Consider the following 18,207-nt stretch of genomic DNA (forward strand, 5'->3'; position numbering starts at 1 on the left):
TGCGCTTCGCCATCCGCGAAGGCGGCCGCACGGTCGGCGCCGGTATCGTCGCCTCGATCGTCGAGTAATCCTGGGATTACCTGCAATTCAGGAAAAACCCCGCTGGCGACAGCGGGGTTTTTTCGTTTTGATGCCTGATCGACGGATTAACAGGTGTTGTAAAAATATCGTTAAACAGGCCCGTCACAGTATTTTGTTCATCTCACGTTCAGAAACCGGTTTGTGATTGGCTCATTTTAGTTCAGACTCCTTCGTGTAGAGAGGAGAGTTCGCATGATTCCAAAGGCCACATTTGTTGCGACGATATTCGCAATGTATGTTTTCACGATGTTTTTCATCGCTGCGATCCCGCAAGAGGTTGTTCAATCGGCCGGCGTGCAGATCGACGAGGTCAGCGTCGTCAAGTGACGGCCCTGCAAATCATCGCCGGATTCGGCGGTGATTGGAAATGAATGATCAGGCGCCGGACGCAGGCGGCCTGATGAGGCGGGGGTGAACTCTCGCAGGACGCTCGCTTGCTCTTCGCGCGGAAGCGTCTAACTATGCCTCCGAATGACGCGGAGGATATTCCATGAAGAAACGAATCCTGTTCACAGGCGGTTCGGGCAAGGCGGGTCGCCATGTCGTGCCATGGCTCGTCAACTCAGGTTATGAGGTCCACAACCTCGATCTCGTGCCGCTGGACAGCCCCGGCGTCACCAATCTCATCGCCGACATCACCGATAGCGGTCAGGTCTTCAACGCGCTCTCCATGCATCGCGATTTTCCCGATCTCGACGCGGGCAGGGGCGTCCAGCCCTTCGATGCCGTCGTGCACTTCGCCGCCATCCCGCGCATCCTGATCAAGCCCGACAACGAGACCTTCCGCATCAACACGATGGGTACCTACAATGTCATCGAGGCAGCGGTGAAGCTCGGCATCCGGAAGATCATCGTCGCGTCGAGCGAGACGACCTACGGCGTTTGTTTTGCCGAGGGGCATCGCGATTTCCACCAGTTCCCGCTGGAGGAGGACTATGACGTCAATCCGATGGATTCCTATGGCCTTTCGAAAGTGGTCAACGAAAAGACGGCGCGCGCCTTTGCCGAACGGTCCGGCTTCGACATTTATGCGCTGCGCATCGGCAACGTCATCGAGCCGCACGAATATGAGAGGTTTCCCACCTATTTCGCCCATCCCGAAATGCGCAAGCGCATCGCCTGGAGTTATATCGACGCCCGCGACCTCGGTCAGATCTGCCATCTCTGCATCGAGAAGGACGGCCTCGGCTACCAGGTGTTCAACGCCGCCAATGACACGGTCTCGGCCAACACGCCGTCGAAGGAGCTTGCGAAGCGATTCTTCCCGAATGTGCCCTTCACCCGCGAGATCGGCGAATATGAGGGGCTGCTTTCCAACCGCAAGATTCGCGAAGTGCTGGGCTTCAGGGAAGAGCACGACTGGCGGAAATATGTGAAGATCTGAGCGCTTGCCGGCCATGCGATTGAAAAGCCGGTCGCTCGCAAATGAGCAGAACGGCTTTGAAAATCGAAAATCGTGCTTGCCAATCCGCCGCCGCCGTCTTAAAGGGTGCGCCATGCATTTCGGCAGCGATTTGCGGGTCTTGGCCCGGGCGCTGAAGGAGAGGCATGAAGGGGTATAGCTCAGTTGGTAGAGCGGCGGTCTCCAAAACCGCAGGTCGGGGGTTCGAGCCCCTCTGCCCCTGCCATTTTCCTTGATAGGGACAGCGCGACTGTGCTTGCAGCCGTTCCGGCCGGGGATTGATCGGTGGCAACTAATTTCGTTAAACTTCGGTTTCCCTCTTGTGTATTCGGAAATCGGTGTTTATTTAGGGTTCAACAGACACGCGGTGCGTGGGGCTGATAGTTTCAGCTTTACGCGCCGTAATTGCGTGGGCAGTCGATGGCATCCAAATCCAATCCGTTTGCGTTTCTGCAGCAGGTTCGCTCCGAGACGTCCAAAGTTACATGGCCGTCGCGCCGCGAGACGATGATCTCGACGGTTATGGTGCTTGTGATGGTGGTGTTCGCCGCGTTGTTTTTCTTTGCTGCTGACCAGCTGATCGGCTGGGTTCTGAGCTTCGTGCTCAATACCGGCAACTGATACGGGTGGAGATGAAAATGGCGGCACGTTGGTACATCGTCCACGCGTATTCCAATTTTGAAAAGAAGGTGGCTGAGGACATCGAGAACAAGGCTCGCCAGAAGGGGCTTGAGCATCTGTTCGAGAAGATCCTCGTGCCGACCGAAAAGGTGGTGGAAGTGCGTCGCGGCCGCAAGGTCGACAGCGAGCGCAAGTTCTTCCCCGGTTATGTCCTCGTCCGCGCCAATCTGACGGATGAAGCCTACCACCTGATCAAAAATACGCCGAAGGTCACCGGCTTCCTCGGCTCCGACAATAAGCCCGTTCCGATTCCGGATTATGAAGCCGAGCGCATTCTCGGCCAGGTTCAGGAAGGTGTCGAGCGGCCGAAGGCCTCCATTACCTTCGAGATCGGCGAGCAGGTTCGCGTTTCCGACGGCCCGTTCGCTTCGTTTAACGGCACGGTTCAGGATGTGGACGAAGAACGTTCGCGCCTGAAGGTTGAGGTGTCGATCTTCGGCCGCGCGACGCCGGTCGAACTGGAATACGCTCAGGTCGAGAAGGTCTGATTGCAAGAGATTGGAAGCTGGCCCTTGCGGCCTGTTTCCCGCGGATCTTGTCCGCATCCGCGTGGAAGGTGAGGGGTCTTAGCCGGACCCTAATGATCCGCACCACGCAACCGCAGCCGCCGGAGAGATCCGGCATTACGGGCCGGGCGACCGGTCGTTCATGAAAGGCAGAGAGATATGGCTAAGAAAGTTGCAGGCCAGCTCAAGCTTCAGGTCAAGGCAGGATCGGCAAACCCGTCCCCGCCGATTGGTCCGGCGCTTGGTCAGCGTGGCATTAACATCATGGAATTCTGCAAGGCGTTCAATGCTGCCACGCAGGAAATGGAAAAGGGTATGCCGATTCCGGTCGTCATCACCTATTACCAGGACAAGTCCTTCACCTTCGCGATGAAGCAGCCGCCGGTCAGCTACTGGCTGAAGAAGGAAGCGAAGATCACGTCCGGTTCCAAGACCCCGGGCAAGGGCGCAAAGGCTGGTACCCTCACCAAGGCTCAGATCAAGACGATCGCCGAAGCCAAGATGAAGGACCTGAATGCAGCAGATATCGAAGGCGCAATGGCGATGATCGAGGGCTCTGCCCGCGCCATGGGCCTGGAAGTGGTGGGTTAAGATCATGGCTGGCAAGCGCACTCGCAAGATCAATGAAGGTGTTGATCCCACCAAGCTCTACGCTCTGACCCAGGCCATCGGCATGGTCAAGGAACGGGCTGTCGCCAAGTTCGACGAAACCATCGAAGTCTCGATGAACCTCGGCGTCGATCCGCGCCATGCGGACCAGATGGTTCGCGGCGTCGTCAATCTGCCGAACGGCACGGGCCGCACGGTTCGCGTCGCCGTCTTCGCTCGTGGCGTCAAGGCTGACGAAGCCAAGGCCGCTGGTGCCGATGTCGTCGGCGCCGAAGAGCTCGTCGAAATCGTCCAGGGCGGCAAGATCGAATTCGATCGCTGCATCGCCACCCCCGACATGATGCCGCTCGTCGGCCGTCTCGGTAAGGTTCTCGGCCCGCGCGGCATGATGCCGAACCCGAAGGTCGGCACCGTCACCATGGATGTCGCCGGAGCCGTCAAGGCTTCCAAGGGCGGCGCTGTCGAGTTCCGCGTCGAGAAGGCTGGTATCGTCCATGCCGGTATCGGCAAGGCCTCGTTCGACGCCAAGGCTCTGGAAGAAAACATCCGCGCCTTCGCCGACGCCGTCATCAAGGCGAAGCCGGCTGGCGCCAAGGGCAACTACGTCAAGCGCGTGGCGATTTCCTCGACCATGGGCCCGGGCGTCAAGATCGAAGTCGGCTCGGTCACCGCAGCACCGACTGCATAAGTTAATTGCCGGACCGCGGTCCGGTCACTGAATTTCCGGCCTCGCAAGGGGCCGGAATATTCCGGAGAAATCCGGAATCCTGTCCGAGATTGCAGGTGGTTTTCCCTTAATCACTTTGCCTGCATGAGACGGGTAAGACCCGAATTCATGAAGTTCGCTTCTAGAAACTCGGTTCGAGCCTTGGATGCCTTGTGCCTTCTTAGCCTTGATTGGCGCGGAAGCGCGGGGGGACAGGATCCTCAAGCGTCGCTTGGGATCTCGCATGATCCCGGGAGGCAAAAGGCAACCCGGCGGGCCCGTTCTCGGTCCCGCCAACTGGAGATAGGCAGTGGAAAGAGCGGAAAAACGCGAATTCGTCACGGAACTGAACGAAGTCTTCAAGGCTTCGGGCTCAGTTGTCGTGGCCCACTATGCTGGTGCCACAGTCGCGCAGATGAACGATTTTCGTTCGAAGATGCGTGCAGCTGGCGGTACCGTCAAAGTCGCGAAGAACCGCCTGGCCAAAATTGCCCTTCAGGGTACGGAAGCGGAAGGGATGTCGAATCTCTTCAAGGGTCAGACGCTGATTGCATACAGCACCGATCCGATCACCGCTCCGAAGGTCGTCATGGATTTCGCCAAGACCAACGACAAGATCGTTGTTCTGGGCGGCGCCATGGGAACAACCACGCTCAACGCCGATGCAGTCAAGTCGCTTGCGACCCTGCCTTCGCTCGATGAGCTGCGTGCGAAGCTGCTGGGCATGATCCAGACACCGGCTACCCGCATCGCTGGGGTTGTTGCTGCACCGGCAAGCCAGCTTGCCCGCGTGTTTTCGGCCTACGCCAAGAAGGACGAAGCCGCTTAAGGCGGTTTTTCGCTGTTTATAATCAACCGGTTCGAACCGAACAAAAGGAACTAGTAAAATGGCTGATCTCGCAAAGATCGTTGAAGACCTCTCCTCGCTGACCGTTCTGGAAGCTGCAGAACTGTCCAAGCTCCTCGAAGAAAAGTGGGGCGTTTCCGCTGCTGCTCCGGTAGCCGTTGCTGCCGTTGCCGGTGGTGCAGGCGCTGCTGCTCCGGTCGAGGAAGAAAAGACCGAGTTCGACGTCATCCTCACGGATGCCGGCGCCAACAAGATCAACGTCATCAAGGAAGTCCGCGCCATCACCGGCCTCGGCCTCAAGGAAGCCAAGGACCTCGTCGAAGGCGCTCCGAAGGCTGTCAAGGAAGGCGTTTCCAAGGCTGAAGCCGCTGACATCAAGAAGAAGCTCGAAGACGCTGGCGCCAAGGCCGACGTTAAGTAAGCTTGAACTGCTTTTGGGAGGTGGCATTTGCTGCCTCCCATTTGCCGTTTTTCTGAACGAATTACCCAAAAGCCGCGTCAAAACGGCTTTTGGGTAATGGGTTCTTCAAAAGGATAGTCTCGCACCGAGGGCAGCACAGCAATCCGAGCTGGGCGTTTTCGGGAGTCGGACGAGATTGAACTACCCATTGATTGACGGGGTCGACTGGCCATCGGTTCCCGTCCGTTGCAGGCCCGGGTGCAAGATTTTGAAGGAGCGACGATGGCTCAGACCCTTTCGTTCAACGGTCGCAGGCGCGTACGCAAGTTTTTTGGTAAGATCCCCGAAGTCGCAGAAATGCCGAACCTCATCGAGGTCCAGAAGGCGTCCTACGACCAGTTTCTGATGGTGGAAGAGCCGAAGGGCGGCCGGCCCGACGAGGGTCTTCAGGCCGTCTTCAAGTCGGTTTTCCCGATCACCGATTTCTCCGGCGCCTCGATGCTGGAATTCGTCTCCTACGAGTTCGAGCCGCCGAAGTTCGACGTTGACGAATGCCGCCAGCGCGACCTGACCTATGCCGCGCCGCTGAAGGTGACGCTGCGCCTCATCGTGTTCGATATCGATGAGGATACCGGCGCGAAGTCGATCAAGGACATCAAGGAACAGTCCGTCTACATGGGCGACATGCCGCTCATGACCAACAACGGTACGTTCATCGTCAACGGCACCGAGCGCGTCATCGTTTCGCAGATGCACCGTTCGCCGGGCGTCTTCTTCGACCATGACAAGGGCAAGAGCCATTCTTCCGGCAAGCTGCTCTTTGCGGCCCGCGTCATTCCCTATCGCGGCTCCTGGCTCGATATCGAATTCGACGCCAAGGACATCGTCTACGCCCGCATCGACCGCCGCCGCAAGATTCCGGTGACGTCGCTGCTGATGGCGCTCGGCATGGACGGCGAAGAAATTCTCGACACCTTTTACACGAAGTCGCTCTACAAGCGCGACGGCGAAGGCTGGCGCATTCCCTTCAAGCCGGAAACGCTGAAGGGCGCCAAGGCGATCACCGAGATGGTCGACGCCGATACCGGCGAAGTCGTCGTCGAAGCCGGCAAGAAGCTGACCCCGCGTCTGCTGCGCCAGCTGTCCGACAAGGGCCTGAAGGCGCTGAAGGCCGGCGACGACGACCTCTACGGCAATTACCTCGCCGAAGACATCGTCAATTACTCGACCGGTGAAATCTACCTCGAGGCCGGCGACGAAATCGACGAGAAGACGCTCGGCATCATCCTGTCGAACGGTTTCGACGAAATCCCGGTTCTCGGCATCGATCACATCAATGTCGGCGCCTATATCCGCAACACGCTGTCGGCCGACAAGAACGAGAACCGTCAGGACGCTCTGTTCGACATCTACCGCGTCATGCGTCCGGGTGAACCGCCGACCATGGAATCGGCCGAAGCCATGTTCAACTCGCTGTTCTTCGATGCGGAGCGTTACGACCTCTCCGCCGTCGGCCGCGTCAAGATGAACATGCGTCTCGACCTGACCGTCGAAGACACCGTCCGCATCCTGCGCAAGGACGACATCCTGGCCGTGGTCAAGATGCTGGTCGAACTGCGCGACGGCAAGGGCGAGATCGACGACATCGATAACCTCGGCAACCGCCGCGTCCGCTCGGTCGGCGAGCTGATGGAAAACCAGTACCGTCTCGGCCTGCTGCGCATGGAGCGCGCGATCAAGGAACGCATGTCCTCGATCGAGATCGACACGGTCATGCCGCAGGATCTGATCAACGCCAAGCCGGCTGCCGCAGCCGTCCGCGAATTCTTCGGTTCCTCGCAGCTCTCGCAGTTCATGGACCAGGTCAATCCGCTCTCGGAAATCACCCACAAGCGCCGTCTTTCGGCTCTTGGCCCGGGCGGTCTGACCCGCGAGCGCGCCGGCTTCGAAGTCCGCGACGTGCATCCGACCCACTACGGCCGTATCTGCCCGATCGAAACGCCGGAAGGCCCGAACATCGGTCTGATCAACTCGCTTGCGACCTTTGCCCGCGTCAACAAGTACGGCTTCATCGAAAGCCCGTACCGCCGCATCGTCGACGGCAGGGTGACGAATGACGTGCTCTACCTCTCCGCCATGGAAGAGGCCAAGTACTACGTCGCCCAGGCCAACGCCGAGATGAACCCGGACGGCTCCTTCGTCGACGAATTCGTCGTCTGCCGTCACGCCGGCGAAGTCATGCTTGCGCCGCGCGACAGCATGAACCTGATGGACGTTTCGCCGAAGCAGGTCGTTTCGGTTGCTGCGGCACTCATCCCGTTCCTGGAAAACGACGACGCCAACCGCGCTCTCATGGGCTCGAACATGCAGCGTCAGGCCGTGCCGCTGCTGCGTGCCGAAGCCCCGTTCGTCGGTACCGGCATGGAGCCGGTCGTCGCCCGTGACTCCGGCGCCGCCATCGGCGCGCGCCGCGGCGGCGTGGTCGACCAGGTCGACGCGACGCGTATCGTTATCCGCGCCACGGAAGACCTCGAAGCCGGCAAGTCCGGCGTCGATATCTACCGCCTGCAGAAGTTCCAGCGTTCGAACCAGAACACCTGCGTCAACCAGCGTCCGCTGGTCACCGTCGGTGACGTCGTCAACCGCGGCGACATTCTCGCCGACGGTCCGTCGACCGATCTCGGCGACCTGGCGCTCGGCCGCAACGCGCTCGTCGCGTTCATGCCCTGGAACGGCTACAACTACGAAGACTCGATCCTGCTCTCCGAGCGCATCGTTGCCGACGACGTGTTCACCTCCATCCACATCGAAGAATTCGAAGTGATGGCGCGCGACACCAAGCTTGGTCCTGAGGAAATCACCCGCGACATTCCGAACGTTTCGGAAGAAGCGCTGAAGAACCTCGACGAAGCCGGCATCGTCTATATCGGCGCCGAAGTTCAGCCGGGCGATATCCTGGTCGGCAAGATCACGCCGAAGGGCGAAAGCCCGATGACGCCGGAAGAAAAGCTTCTGCGCGCCATCTTCGGCGAAAAGGCCTCCGACGTGCGCGACACCTCCATGCGCATGCCGCCCGGCACCTACGGCACGATCGTGGAAGTTCGCGTCTTCAACCGCCATGGCGTCGAGAAGGATGAGCGCGCGATGGCGATCGAGCGCGAAGAGATCGAGCGTCTTGCCAAGGACCGCGACGACGAGCAGGCGATCCTCGACCGTAACGTCTACGGCCGTCTGATCGACATGCTGCGCGGCCAGGTCTCGATTGCCGGCCCGAAGGGCTTCAAGAAGGGCACAGAGCTTTCGAACGCCGTCGTCTCCGAATATCCCCGCTCGCAGTGGTGGATGTTCGCGGTCGAGGACGAGAAGGTCCAGAGCGAACTCGAAGCACTCCGCGGCCAGTACGACGAATCCAAGTCGCGCCTTGAGCAGCGCTTCATGGACAAGGTCGAGAAGGTCCAGCGCGGCGATGAAATGCCTCCTGGCGTCATGAAGATGGTCAAGGTCTTCGTCGCCGTGAAGCGCAAGATCCAGCCGGGCGACAAGATGGCCGGCCGTCACGGGAACAAGGGCGTGGTCTCGCGCATTGTGCCTGTCGAGGATATGCCGTTCCTTGAAGACGGCACGCATGTCGACGTCGTTCTGAACCCGCTCGGCGTGCCTTCGCGCATGAACGTCGGCCAGATCCTGGAAACGCACCTGGGCTGGGCTTGTGCCGGCATGGGTCGCCAGATCGGCGAATTGATCGAAGCCTACAAGGCGAACGGCAACATCGAGCCGCTGCGCAAGACCATCGGCGATGTCGTCGGTGCCGGCCCGAAGGCTGAGCAGGTCCACGAATTCGACGATGAGTCGGTTCTGCGTCTTGCCGACCAGTGGAAGCGCGGCGTTTCGATTGCAACGCCTGTTTTCGACGGTGCCCACGAAGGCGACGTCAACGACATGCTGCGTCTGGCGGGCCTCAAGGACACCGGCCAGTCGACGCTCTATGACGGTCGTACCGGCGAGCAGTTCGACCGCCAGGTCACGGTGGGCTACATCTACATGCTGAAGCTCAACCACCTGGTCGACGACAAGATCCATGCCCGCTCGATCGGTCCTTACTCGCTCGTGACCCAGCAGCCGCTGGGCGGCAAGGCGCAGTTCGGCGGTCAGCGCTTCGGCGAAATGGAAGTCTGGGCGCTCGAAGCTTACGGCGCGGCCTACACGCTGCAGGAAATGCTGACGGTGAAGTCGGACGACGTCGCCGGCCGCACCAAGGTCTACGAAGCCATCGTCCGCGGAGACGACACGTTCGAAGCCGGTATTCCGGAAAGCTTCAACGTTCTCGTCAAGGAAATGCGCTCGCTGGGCCTCAGCGTCGAGCTTGAGAACACCAAGCTTGACGAAGCGCAGGCAAACCAGCTGCCCGACGCGGCCGAGTAAGCATTGATAGGGCGTGCGCTGCCATGCGGCGCACGCCGGTCCCGCCGGACGCCGCATCCATGTCGGCCCGGAAGGGAAGTTTCGCCGCATCTTGCGGTTATTCTCGTTTAAGCGAGGGAGGCGGCTCCCGGGAAATTGCCGCTGACCATCGCGTTTTGAGGGCGCTTTAGCCCATGAAGGAGACAGGCATGAACCAAGAGGTCATGAATCTTTTCAATCCGCAGGTGCCTGCACAGAATTTCGATTCCATTCGGATTTCGATCGCGTCTCCGGAGAAGATCCTCTCCTGGTCCTACGGTGAGATCAAGAAGCCGGAAACCATCAACTACCGCACGTTCAAGCCGGAACGCGACGGTCTGTTCTGCGCGCGCATCTTCGGGCCGATCAAGGACTACGAATGCCTGTGCGGCAAGTACAAGCGCATGAAGTACAAGGGCATCATCTGCGAAAAGTGCGGCGTCGAAGTCACGCTGTCGCGCGTTCGCCGTGAGCGCATGGGCCATATCGAGCTCGCCGCTCCCGTTGCCCATATCTGGTTCCTGAAGTCGCTGCCGAGCCGTATTTCGACGCTGCTCGACATGACGCTGAAGGATGTCGAGCGCGTCCTTTATTTCGAAAACTACATCGTCACCGAGCCGGGCCTGACGGCGCTCAAGGAGCACCAGCTTCTCTCGGAAGAAGAATACATGCTTGCCGTCGACGAATACGGCGAAGACCAGTTCACCGCGATGATCGGCGCCGAGGCGATCTACGAGATGCTGGCCTCGATGAACCTCGAGAAGATCGCCGGTGATCTGCGCTCCGAGCTTGCCGACACGACGTCGGATCTCAAGCAGAAGAAGCTGATGAAGCGCCTGAAGATCGTCGAGAACTTCATGGAGTCGGGCAACCGTCCGGAATGGATGATCATGAAGGTCGTCCCGGTCATTCCGCCGGATCTGCGTCCGCTGGTTCCGCTCGACGGCGGCCGTTTCGCGACGTCGGATCTGAACGATCTCTATCGCCGCGTTATCAACCGTAACAACCGTCTGAAGCGCCTGATCGAGCTTCGTGCGCCGGGCATCATCATCCGCAACGAAAAGCGCATGCTGCAGGAATCGGTTGATGCGCTGTTTGACAACGGCCGCCGCGGCCGCGTCATCACCGGCGCCAACAAGCGTCCGCTGAAGTCGCTCTCCGACATGCTGAAGGGCAAGCAGGGCCGCTTCCGCCAGAACCTGCTCGGCAAGCGCGTCGACTATTCCGGCCGTTCGGTCATCGTCACCGGTCCGGAACTGAAGCTGCACCAGTGCGGCCTGCCGAAGAAGATGGCGCTCGAACTGTTCAAGCCGTTCATCTATGCCCGCCTCGACGCCAAGGGTTACTCCTCGACCGTCAAGCAGGCCAAGAAGCTGGTCGAGAAGGAAAAGCCCGAAGTCTGGGATATCCTCGACGAGGTCATCCGCGAGCATCCGGTTCTCCTGAACCGTGCGCCGACGCTGCACCGTCTGGGTATCCAGGCCTTCGAACCCACCCTGGTCGAAGGCAAGGCGATCCAGCTGCACCCGCTCGTCTGCACGGCCTTCAACGCCGACTTCGACGGTGACCAGATGGCCGTTCACGTGCCGCTGTCGCTCGAAGCCCAGCTCGAAGCCCGCGTGCTGATGATGTCGACCAACAACATCCTGCACCCGGCCAACGGCGCGCCGATCATCGTTCCCTCGCAGGACATGGTTCTCGGCCTCTATTACCTGTCGATCCTCAACCAGAACGAACCGGGCGAAGGCATGGCCTTCTCCGATCTCGGCGAACTGCATCACGCCCTCGAAAGCAAGGTCGTGACGCTGCACACCAAGATCCGCGGCCGGTTCAAGTCGGTCGACGAGGATGGCAAGCCCTACTCGAAGATCTATGAGACGACGCCTGGCCGTCTGCTCATCGGCGAACTGCTGCCGAAGAACGGCAAGGTGCCCTTCGACATCTGCAACCAGGAAATGACCAAGAAGAACATCTCCAAGATGATCGACACGGTTTACCGCCATTGCGGCCAGAAGGACACGGTCATCTTCTGCGACCGCATCATGCAGCTCGGCTTCTCCCATGCCTGCCGCGCCGGCATTTCGTTCGGCAAGGACGACATGGTCATTCCGGATGCCAAGGCGAAGATCGTTGCCGACACCGAAAGCCTGGTGAAGGAATACGAGCAGCAGTACAATGACGGTCTGATCACCCAGGGCGAAAAGTACAACAAGGTTGTCGACGCCTGGGGCAAGGCCACCGAAAAGGTCGCCGAAGAGATGATGGCCCGCATTAAGGCTGTCGAATTCGATGAGAACACCGGCCGTCAGAAGCCGATGAACTCGATCTACATGATGAGCCATTCCGGCGCCCGCGGTTCTCCGAACCAGATGCGCCAGCTGGGCGGCATGCGCGGCCTGATGGCCAAGCCGTCGGGTGAAATCATCGAGACGCCGATCATCTCGAACTTCAAGGAAGGCCTGACCGTCAACGAGTACTTCAACTCGACGCACGGCGCCCGCAAGGGTCTGGCAGACACGGCCTTGAAGACGGCCAACTCCGGTTACCTGACCCGCCGTCTCGTCGACGTCGCGCAGGACTGCATCGTCACGCACGTCGATTGCGGCACCGAAACCGGCCTCACCATGACCGCCATCGTCGATGCCGGTCAGGTCGTCGCCTCGCTCGGCGCCCGTATCCTCGGCCGCACGGCGCTCGACGACATCGATCATCCGGTCACCGGTGAGCGCATCGTCGATGCCGGCAAGATGATCCTCGAGCCGGATGTCATCGAAATCGAGAAGGCCGGTATCCAGTCGATCCGGATCCGCTCGGCGCTGACCTGCGAAATCCAGACGGGTGTCTGCTCGGTCTGCTACGGCCGCGACCTCGCGCGCGGTACGCCCGTCAACATGGGCGAAGCCGTCGGCGTCATCGCCGCTCAGTCGATCGGCGAGCCGGGAACCCAGCTCACCATGCGTACCTTCCACCTTGGCGGTACGGCGACCGTGGTCGACCAGTCGTTCCTGGAAGCCTCGTACGAAGGTACGGTGCAGATCAAGAACCGCAACGTGCTGCGCAACTCCGAAGGCAGCCTCGTTGCCATGGGCCGCAACATGACCGTCCAGATCCTGGACGAGCGTGGTGTCGAGCGCTCCTCGCAGCGCGTCGCCTACGGTTCGAAGCTGCACGTCGATGAAGGCGACAAGGTCAAGCGCGGCCAGCGTCTGGCCGAGTGGGACCCTTATACCCGCCCGATGATGACGGAAGTGGCCGGTACGGTTCAGTTCGAAGACCTCGTCGACGGTCTCTCCGTTCTCGAAGCGACCGACGAATCCACCGGCATCACCAAGCGTCAGGTCATCGACTGGCGTTCGACCCCGCGCGGTTCGGACCTCAAGCCGGCGATCGTCATCAAGGACGCCAGCGGCAACGTCGCCAAGCTGTCGCGCGGCGGTGACGCCCGCTTCCTGCTCTCGGTCGACGCCATTCTGTCGGTCGAGCCGGGCACGAAGGTCTCCCAGGGTGACGTTCTCGCCCGTTCGCCGCTCGAAAGCGCCAAGACCAAGGACATCACCGGCGGTCTGCCGCGTGTTGCCGAACTGTTCGAAGCGCGCCGTCCGAAGGATCACGCCATCATCGCTGAGATCGATGGTACGATCCGCCTCGGCCGCGACTACAAGAACAAGCGTCGCGTCATCATCGAGCCGGCGGAAGACGGTGTCGAGCCTGTCGAATACCTGATCCCGAAGGGCAAGCCCTTCCACCTTCAGGACGGCGACTATATCGAAAAGGGTGACTACATCCTCGACGGTAACCCGGCTCCGCACGACATCCTGGCGATCAAGGGCGTGGAGGCACTTGCTTCCTACCTCGTCAACGAAATCCAGGAAGTCTATCGTCTGCAGGGCGTTGTCATCAACGACAAGCACATCGAGGTGATCGTCCGTCAGATGCTGCAGAAGGTGGAAATCACCGACGCCGGCGACTCGACCTATATCGTCGGCGACAACGTCGACCGGATCGAGCTCGAGGACGTCAACGACCACCTGATCGAGCAGGGCAAGAAGCCCGCCCACGGCGATCCGGTTCTGCTCGGCATCACCAAGGCGTCGCTGCAGACCCCGTCCTTCATCTCGGCCGCATCCTTCCAGGAAACGACCAAGGTGCTGACGGAAGCGGCAATCGCCGGCAAGACCGACGGCCTGCAGGGTCTGAAGGAAAACGTCATCGTCGGCCGCCTCATCCCGGCCGGTACCGGCGGCACTATGACCCAGATCCGCCGTATCGCCACCTCGCGCGACGAGCTGATCCTCGAAGAGCGTCGCAAGGGCACCGGTGCAGCCGTTGCCACGCCGATGCTGCAGGACATGGCTGAAAAGGCCCCGGCCGCGGAATAATCCGCGGCTGAAGTCCCGGTATTCAAGATACGAATTGAAAAACCGCCCGGAGCGATCCGGGCGGTTTTTTTCATTTTGCTGTGCTCTGGTCGATCCGACGGGGAGGGGGCGAGCTGCGTGTCTGGCAGGCTGGGGCGAGCGCAGCACTCGCCCTGCGGTTCGCCGCCGGCGGCTCCGGTCAGCTGAACCGGATGATCGCGACCTCGCCGTCGACCGCGCCCTGATAGGCCGAGGCATGCGGCTCTTCGGCCGGAACTTCGGTCAGCATGCCGATCTGGTCGAGATCGGCCTCGATGAAACCTTCCTCGGCAAGGGCGTTCAAGGCTTCGCGCACGGCCGTATCGTCGTCGGGCGCCTTCAGCATGATGTGCAGGTCGATGCCGTCGCTGGAGTCGGACTCATAGCCTTTGCCGATGATGATGAAGATCATCGGCCCGTCGAAATTGTTGTCGTTGTCAGGTGTCGTGATCATCGCCTGTCCTTCGGCTTTCGTGACGATTCGATCGCTCGAATCCTGCTATGAGGGCTTAACGCCGCAATTGCTGATTCCTTAACTGCTTTTGCTGCGATGCCCAAGTTTTTATCTTGGATCACACCCGTGGATTCGTCTAGAAGGGTGAAAACAGGGCATCCGGCCCGCATATCAAGGCGATACGGCGAGTTTATTTCTTAACCGGCCTTGACGAGAGGGGTGGAAACCAGTAGTACCCCGCCCATCAGATCCCATGTGAGGCTTGGCTGTTCGGGGCGACGCGCCCTGAAGTTCACCTCAAACAAGGTTCTAAACGCACGTTGAAGTCATGATGCTGCACGCATGACGCATAATTTCATGCGTCCTCTGCTCCTTGTGGTCCATCTGCGGAAGCGGATCGGGCCATATTTTGCGCATTGAACCGAAAGCATGCGTCATTGCCGGAGACGGCGCGAGTTCAAGCCCGCAAGGGTACTGAGATAAACGTAAGGGATGGTTGAATGCCTACCGTAAACCAGCTGATCCGCAAGCCTCGCCAGGCGAACGTAAAGCGTAATAAGGTTCCCGCTCTCCAGGAGAACCCGCAGAAGCGCGGCGTTTGCACGCGCGTCTACACGACGACGCCGAAGAAGCCGAACTCGGCTCTGCGTAAGGTCGCCAAGATCCGCCTGACCAACGGCTTCGAAGTCATTGGTTACATCCCCGGTGAAGGTCACAACCTTCAGGAGCACTCGGTCGTGATGATCCGCGGCGGCCGCGTCAAGGACCTTCCGGGTGTCCGTTATCACATCATCCGCGGCGTTCTCGATACCCAGGGTGTCAAGAACCGCAAGCAGCGCCGCTCCAAGTATGGCGCGAAGCGTCCGAAGTAATTCGGTTTTGAATAATCCGGCGCTGCGCGAGGTCCTCCGCGTGATGAAGCGCCTTAACGGTTGAAGAGACGAAAAGTATGTCCAGACGTCATAAAGCAGAAAAGCGCGAGATCAATCCGGATCCGAAGTTCGGCGATCTCGTTGTCACCAAGTTCATGAATGCCATCATGCTCGATGGTAAGAAGTCCGTTGCTGAAAACATCGTCTATGGTGCGTTCGACGCCGTTCAGGGCAAGTCCAAGCAGGAGCCGCTTTCGGTTTTCCATTCTGCGCTCGACAACATTGCCCCGCACGTTGAAGTCCGCTCGCGCCGCGTCGGTGGTGCGACCTACCAGGTTCCGGTCGACGTTCGTCCGGAGCGCCGCCAGGCCCTCGCCATTCGCTGGCTGATCGCCGCTGCCCGCAAGCGCAACGAAACGACCATGATCGATCGTCTTTCCGGCGAACTGCTCGATGCGTCCAACAACCGCGGCTCCGCCGTCAAGAAGCGCGAAGACACGCACAAGATGGCTGACGCCAACCGCGCGTTCTCGCACTATCGCTGGTAATTCCGAACGGTATCGAAAGGCAGTCCACAATGGCTCGCGAATATAAGATCGAAGACTACCGCAATTTCGGTATCATGGCGCATATCGACGCCGGCAAGACCACGACCACCGAGCGTATCCTTTATTACACCGGCAAGTCGCACAAGATCGGCGAAGTCCACGACGGTGCAGCCACCATGGACTGGATGGAGCAGGAGCAGGAGCGTGGCATCACGATCACCTCTGCTGCCACCACGACCTTCTGGAAGGGCCGTGACGGCAAGATGCGCCGCTTCAACATCATCGACACTCCCGGCCACGTCGACTTCACCATCGAAGTCGAGCGTTCGCTGCGCGTTCTCGACGGTGCAATTGCTCTTCTCGATGCCAACGCCGGCGTGGAGCCGCAGACGGAAACCGTCTGGCGTCAGGCTGAGAAGTACAATGTTCCGCGCATGATCTTCTGCAACAAGATGGACAAGACCGGTGCGGACTTCTACCGTTCGGTCGAGATGATCAAGACCCGTCTGGGCGCGATCGCTGTCGTCATGCAGCTGCCGATCGGCGCTGAAAGCGACTTCAAGGGCGTTATCGACCTGGTCGAGATGAATGCTCTCATCTGGCGCGACGAATCGCTCGGCGCCCAGTGGGACGTCGTTGAGATCCCGGAAGACATGAAGGCCAAGGCTGAAGAATATCGCGAAAAGCTGATCGAGACTGTTGTCGAGATCGACGAAGCTGCGATGGAAGCCTACCTCGAAGGCAACATGCCCGACAACGACAAGATCCGCGAACTCGTTCGTCGCGGTACGATCGACGTCAAGTTCCATCCGATGTTCTGCGGCACCGCTTTCAAGAACAAGGGCGTTCAGCCGTTGCTCGACGCCGTTGTCGATTACCTGCCGTCGCCGCTCGACATTCCGGCGATCAAGGGCATCGACTTCAAGACGGAAGCTGAAATCGAGCGTCATGCAGACGACGCCGAGCCGCTTTCCATGCTCGCATTCAAGATCATGAACGACCCCTTCGTCGGTTCGCTCACCTTCGCCCGTATCTACTCCGGCAAGCTCGAAAAGGGTTCGTCGGTCATGAACACGGTCAAGGACAAGCGCGAGCGCGTCGGCCGCATGCTGCAGATGCACTCCAACTCGCGTGAAGACATCGAAGAAGCCTTTGCCGGCGACATCGTTGCTCTCGCAGGTCTCAAGGAAACCACCACTGGCGATACGCTCTGCGACCCGCTGAAGCCGGTTATCCTCGAGCGCATGGAATTCCCGGAGCCGGTCATCCAGATCGCTATCGAGCCGAAGTCCAAGGGCGACCAGGAAAAGATGGGCCTCGCGCTCAACCGCCTGGCTGCCGAAGATCCGTCCTTCCGCGTGAAGACGGATCAGGAATCCGGCCAGACGATCATTGCCGGCATGGGCGAACTGCACCTCGACATCATCGTCGACCGCATGCGCCGCGAGTTCAAGGTTGAAGCAAACGTCGGCGCCCCGCAGGTTGCTTACCGCGAAACCATTACGCGCCAGCACGAAGAAGACTACACGCACAAGAAGCAGTCCGGTGGTACCGGCCAGTTCGCGCGCGTCAAGATTGTCTTCGAACCGAACCCTGAAGGCGATGACTTCAAGTTCGAATCCAAGATCGTCGGTGGTGCTGTTCCGAAGGAATACATCCCGGGCGTTCAGAAGGGTATCGAGAGCGTTCTGTCTTCAGGTCCGCTCGCTGGCTTCCCGATGCTCGGCGTCAAGGCGACCCTCATCGACGGCGCCTTCCACGACGTTGACTCCTCGGTTCTGGCGTTCGAAATCGCTTCCCGCGCCTGCTTCCGTGAAGCTGCGAAGAAGGCCGGTGCTCAGCTCCTCGAGCCGATGATGAAGGTCGAAGTCGTTACCCCGGAAGATTACGTCGGTGACGTTATCGGCGACCTCAACTCCCGCCGTGGTCAGATCCAGGGTCAGGAGAGCCGCGGTGTGGCCGTTGTCATCAACGCCAACGTCCCGCTGGCGAACATGTTCAAGTACGTCGATAACCTGCGCTCCATGTCGCAGGGCCGTGCTCAGTACACGATGACCTTCGATCATTACTCGCCGGTCCCGTCGAACGTCGCGACTGAAATCCAGGCAAAGTATTCCGGTCAGAAGTGACCGGAATACCAATTGACCGATAACAAGAATTAGCTCCCCTCGGGGACTAGCAAAACGGAGAGCCGAAAATGGCAAAGAGTAAGTTTGAGCGCAACAAGCCGCACGTCAACATTGGCACGATCGGCCACGTTGACC

Annotated in this window: 14 protein-coding genes, 1 tRNA gene and 2 pseudogenes; 16 read left to right on the top strand and 1 reads right to left on the bottom strand. The window is 59.8% G+C overall.

The window, feature by feature from the left end:
- The 12 genes and pseudogenes from CO671_RS33590 to rpoC form a co-directional block, all read left to right on the top strand.
- Positions 1 to 68: pseudogene (locus CO671_RS33590) on the top strand (elongation factor Tu); the annotation flags it as partial.
- Positions 69 to 273: 205 nt separating this feature from the next.
- Positions 274 to 408, top strand: coding sequence for a hypothetical protein (locus tag CO671_RS34580; protein WP_275593091.1), 135 nt, complete (start codon positions 274 to 276; stop codon positions 406 to 408).
- A gap of 163 nt (positions 409 to 571) precedes the next feature.
- Positions 572 to 1,465: an NAD(P)-dependent oxidoreductase gene (locus CO671_RS32110; protein ID WP_097609131.1), complete on the top strand. Its 894-nt coding sequence runs from the start codon at positions 572 to 574 to the stop codon at positions 1,463 to 1,465.
- A 168-nt stretch (positions 1,466 to 1,633) separates the two neighbouring features.
- A tRNA-Trp gene (locus tag CO671_RS32115) sits at positions 1,634 to 1,709 on the top strand.
- 194 nt (positions 1,710 to 1,903) lie between these two features.
- A complete protein-coding gene (secE, locus tag CO671_RS32120; RefSeq protein ID WP_003573826.1) occupies positions 1,904 to 2,104 on the top strand; it encodes a preprotein translocase subunit SecE in 201 nt (66 codons plus the stop codon).
- A gap of 17 nt (positions 2,105 to 2,121) precedes the next feature.
- Entirely contained in the window at positions 2,122 to 2,652 is a 531-nt protein-coding gene (gene nusG, locus CO671_RS32125; protein ID WP_004669067.1) for a transcription termination/antitermination protein NusG, read from the top strand.
- Positions 2,653 to 2,829: 177 nt separating this feature from the next.
- Positions 2,830 to 3,261 (top strand): 50S ribosomal protein L11, encoded by a 432-nt coding sequence (rplK, locus tag CO671_RS32130; RefSeq protein ID WP_009985507.1) that lies wholly within the window; start codon positions 2,830 to 2,832, stop codon positions 3,259 to 3,261.
- 4 nt (positions 3,262 to 3,265) lie between these two features.
- On the top strand, positions 3,266 to 3,967 hold the full coding sequence (gene rplA / locus CO671_RS32135; protein ID WP_097609133.1) for a 50S ribosomal protein L1: 702 nt from the start codon (positions 3,266 to 3,268) through the stop codon (positions 3,965 to 3,967).
- Between the two features lie 328 nt (positions 3,968 to 4,295).
- Positions 4,296 to 4,814 (top strand): 50S ribosomal protein L10, encoded by a 519-nt coding sequence (gene rplJ, locus CO671_RS32140; protein WP_064682257.1) that lies wholly within the window; start codon positions 4,296 to 4,298, stop codon positions 4,812 to 4,814.
- Between the two features lie 58 nt (positions 4,815 to 4,872).
- Entirely contained in the window at positions 4,873 to 5,253 is a 381-nt protein-coding gene (rplL, locus tag CO671_RS32145) for a 50S ribosomal protein L7/L12 (RefSeq protein ID WP_097609135.1), read from the top strand.
- Between the two features lie 261 nt (positions 5,254 to 5,514).
- On the top strand, positions 5,515 to 9,654 hold the full coding sequence (rpoB, locus tag CO671_RS32150) for a DNA-directed RNA polymerase subunit beta (protein ID WP_097609138.1): 4,140 nt from the start codon (positions 5,515 to 5,517) through the stop codon (positions 9,652 to 9,654).
- 188 nt (positions 9,655 to 9,842) lie between these two features.
- Entirely contained in the window at positions 9,843 to 14,051 is a 4,209-nt protein-coding gene (gene rpoC, locus CO671_RS32155) for a DNA-directed RNA polymerase subunit beta' (RefSeq protein WP_097609140.1), read from the top strand.
- Between the two features lie 178 nt (positions 14,052 to 14,229).
- Here the strand turns inward: rpoC and CO671_RS32160 are convergent, their stop codons facing one another.
- Entirely contained in the window at positions 14,230 to 14,523 is a 294-nt protein-coding gene (locus tag CO671_RS32160; protein WP_097609142.1) for a transcriptional regulator, read from the bottom strand.
- 500 nt (positions 14,524 to 15,023) lie between these two features.
- Here CO671_RS32160 and rpsL point away from each other — a divergent pair, with 500 nt between their 5' ends.
- The 4 genes and pseudogenes from rpsL to CO671_RS34050 form a co-directional block, all read left to right on the top strand.
- The gene (gene rpsL, locus CO671_RS32165) at positions 15,024 to 15,395 is read left to right on the top strand and encodes a 30S ribosomal protein S12 (protein ID WP_003547537.1); all 372 of its coding nucleotides are present in this window, start codon (positions 15,024 to 15,026) and stop codon (positions 15,393 to 15,395) included.
- A gap of 77 nt (positions 15,396 to 15,472) precedes the next feature.
- Positions 15,473 to 15,943, top strand: a complete 471-nt coding sequence (rpsG, locus tag CO671_RS32170; RefSeq protein ID WP_004669085.1) for a 30S ribosomal protein S7 — start codon at positions 15,473 to 15,475, stop codon at positions 15,941 to 15,943.
- Positions 15,944 to 15,972: 29 nt separating this feature from the next.
- Complete coding sequence (gene fusA, locus CO671_RS32175) at positions 15,973 to 18,072, top strand: elongation factor G (protein ID WP_038688280.1); 2,100 nt, start codon at positions 15,973 to 15,975, stop codon at positions 18,070 to 18,072.
- A gap of 68 nt (positions 18,073 to 18,140) precedes the next feature.
- Positions 18,141 to 18,207, top strand: a pseudogene (locus tag CO671_RS34050) (elongation factor Tu); the annotation flags it as partial.

This window comes from Rhizobium sp. M10, from assembly GCF_002531955.1.
Classification (GTDB): Bacteria; Pseudomonadota; Alphaproteobacteria; order Rhizobiales; family Rhizobiaceae; genus Rhizobium; species Rhizobium etli_C.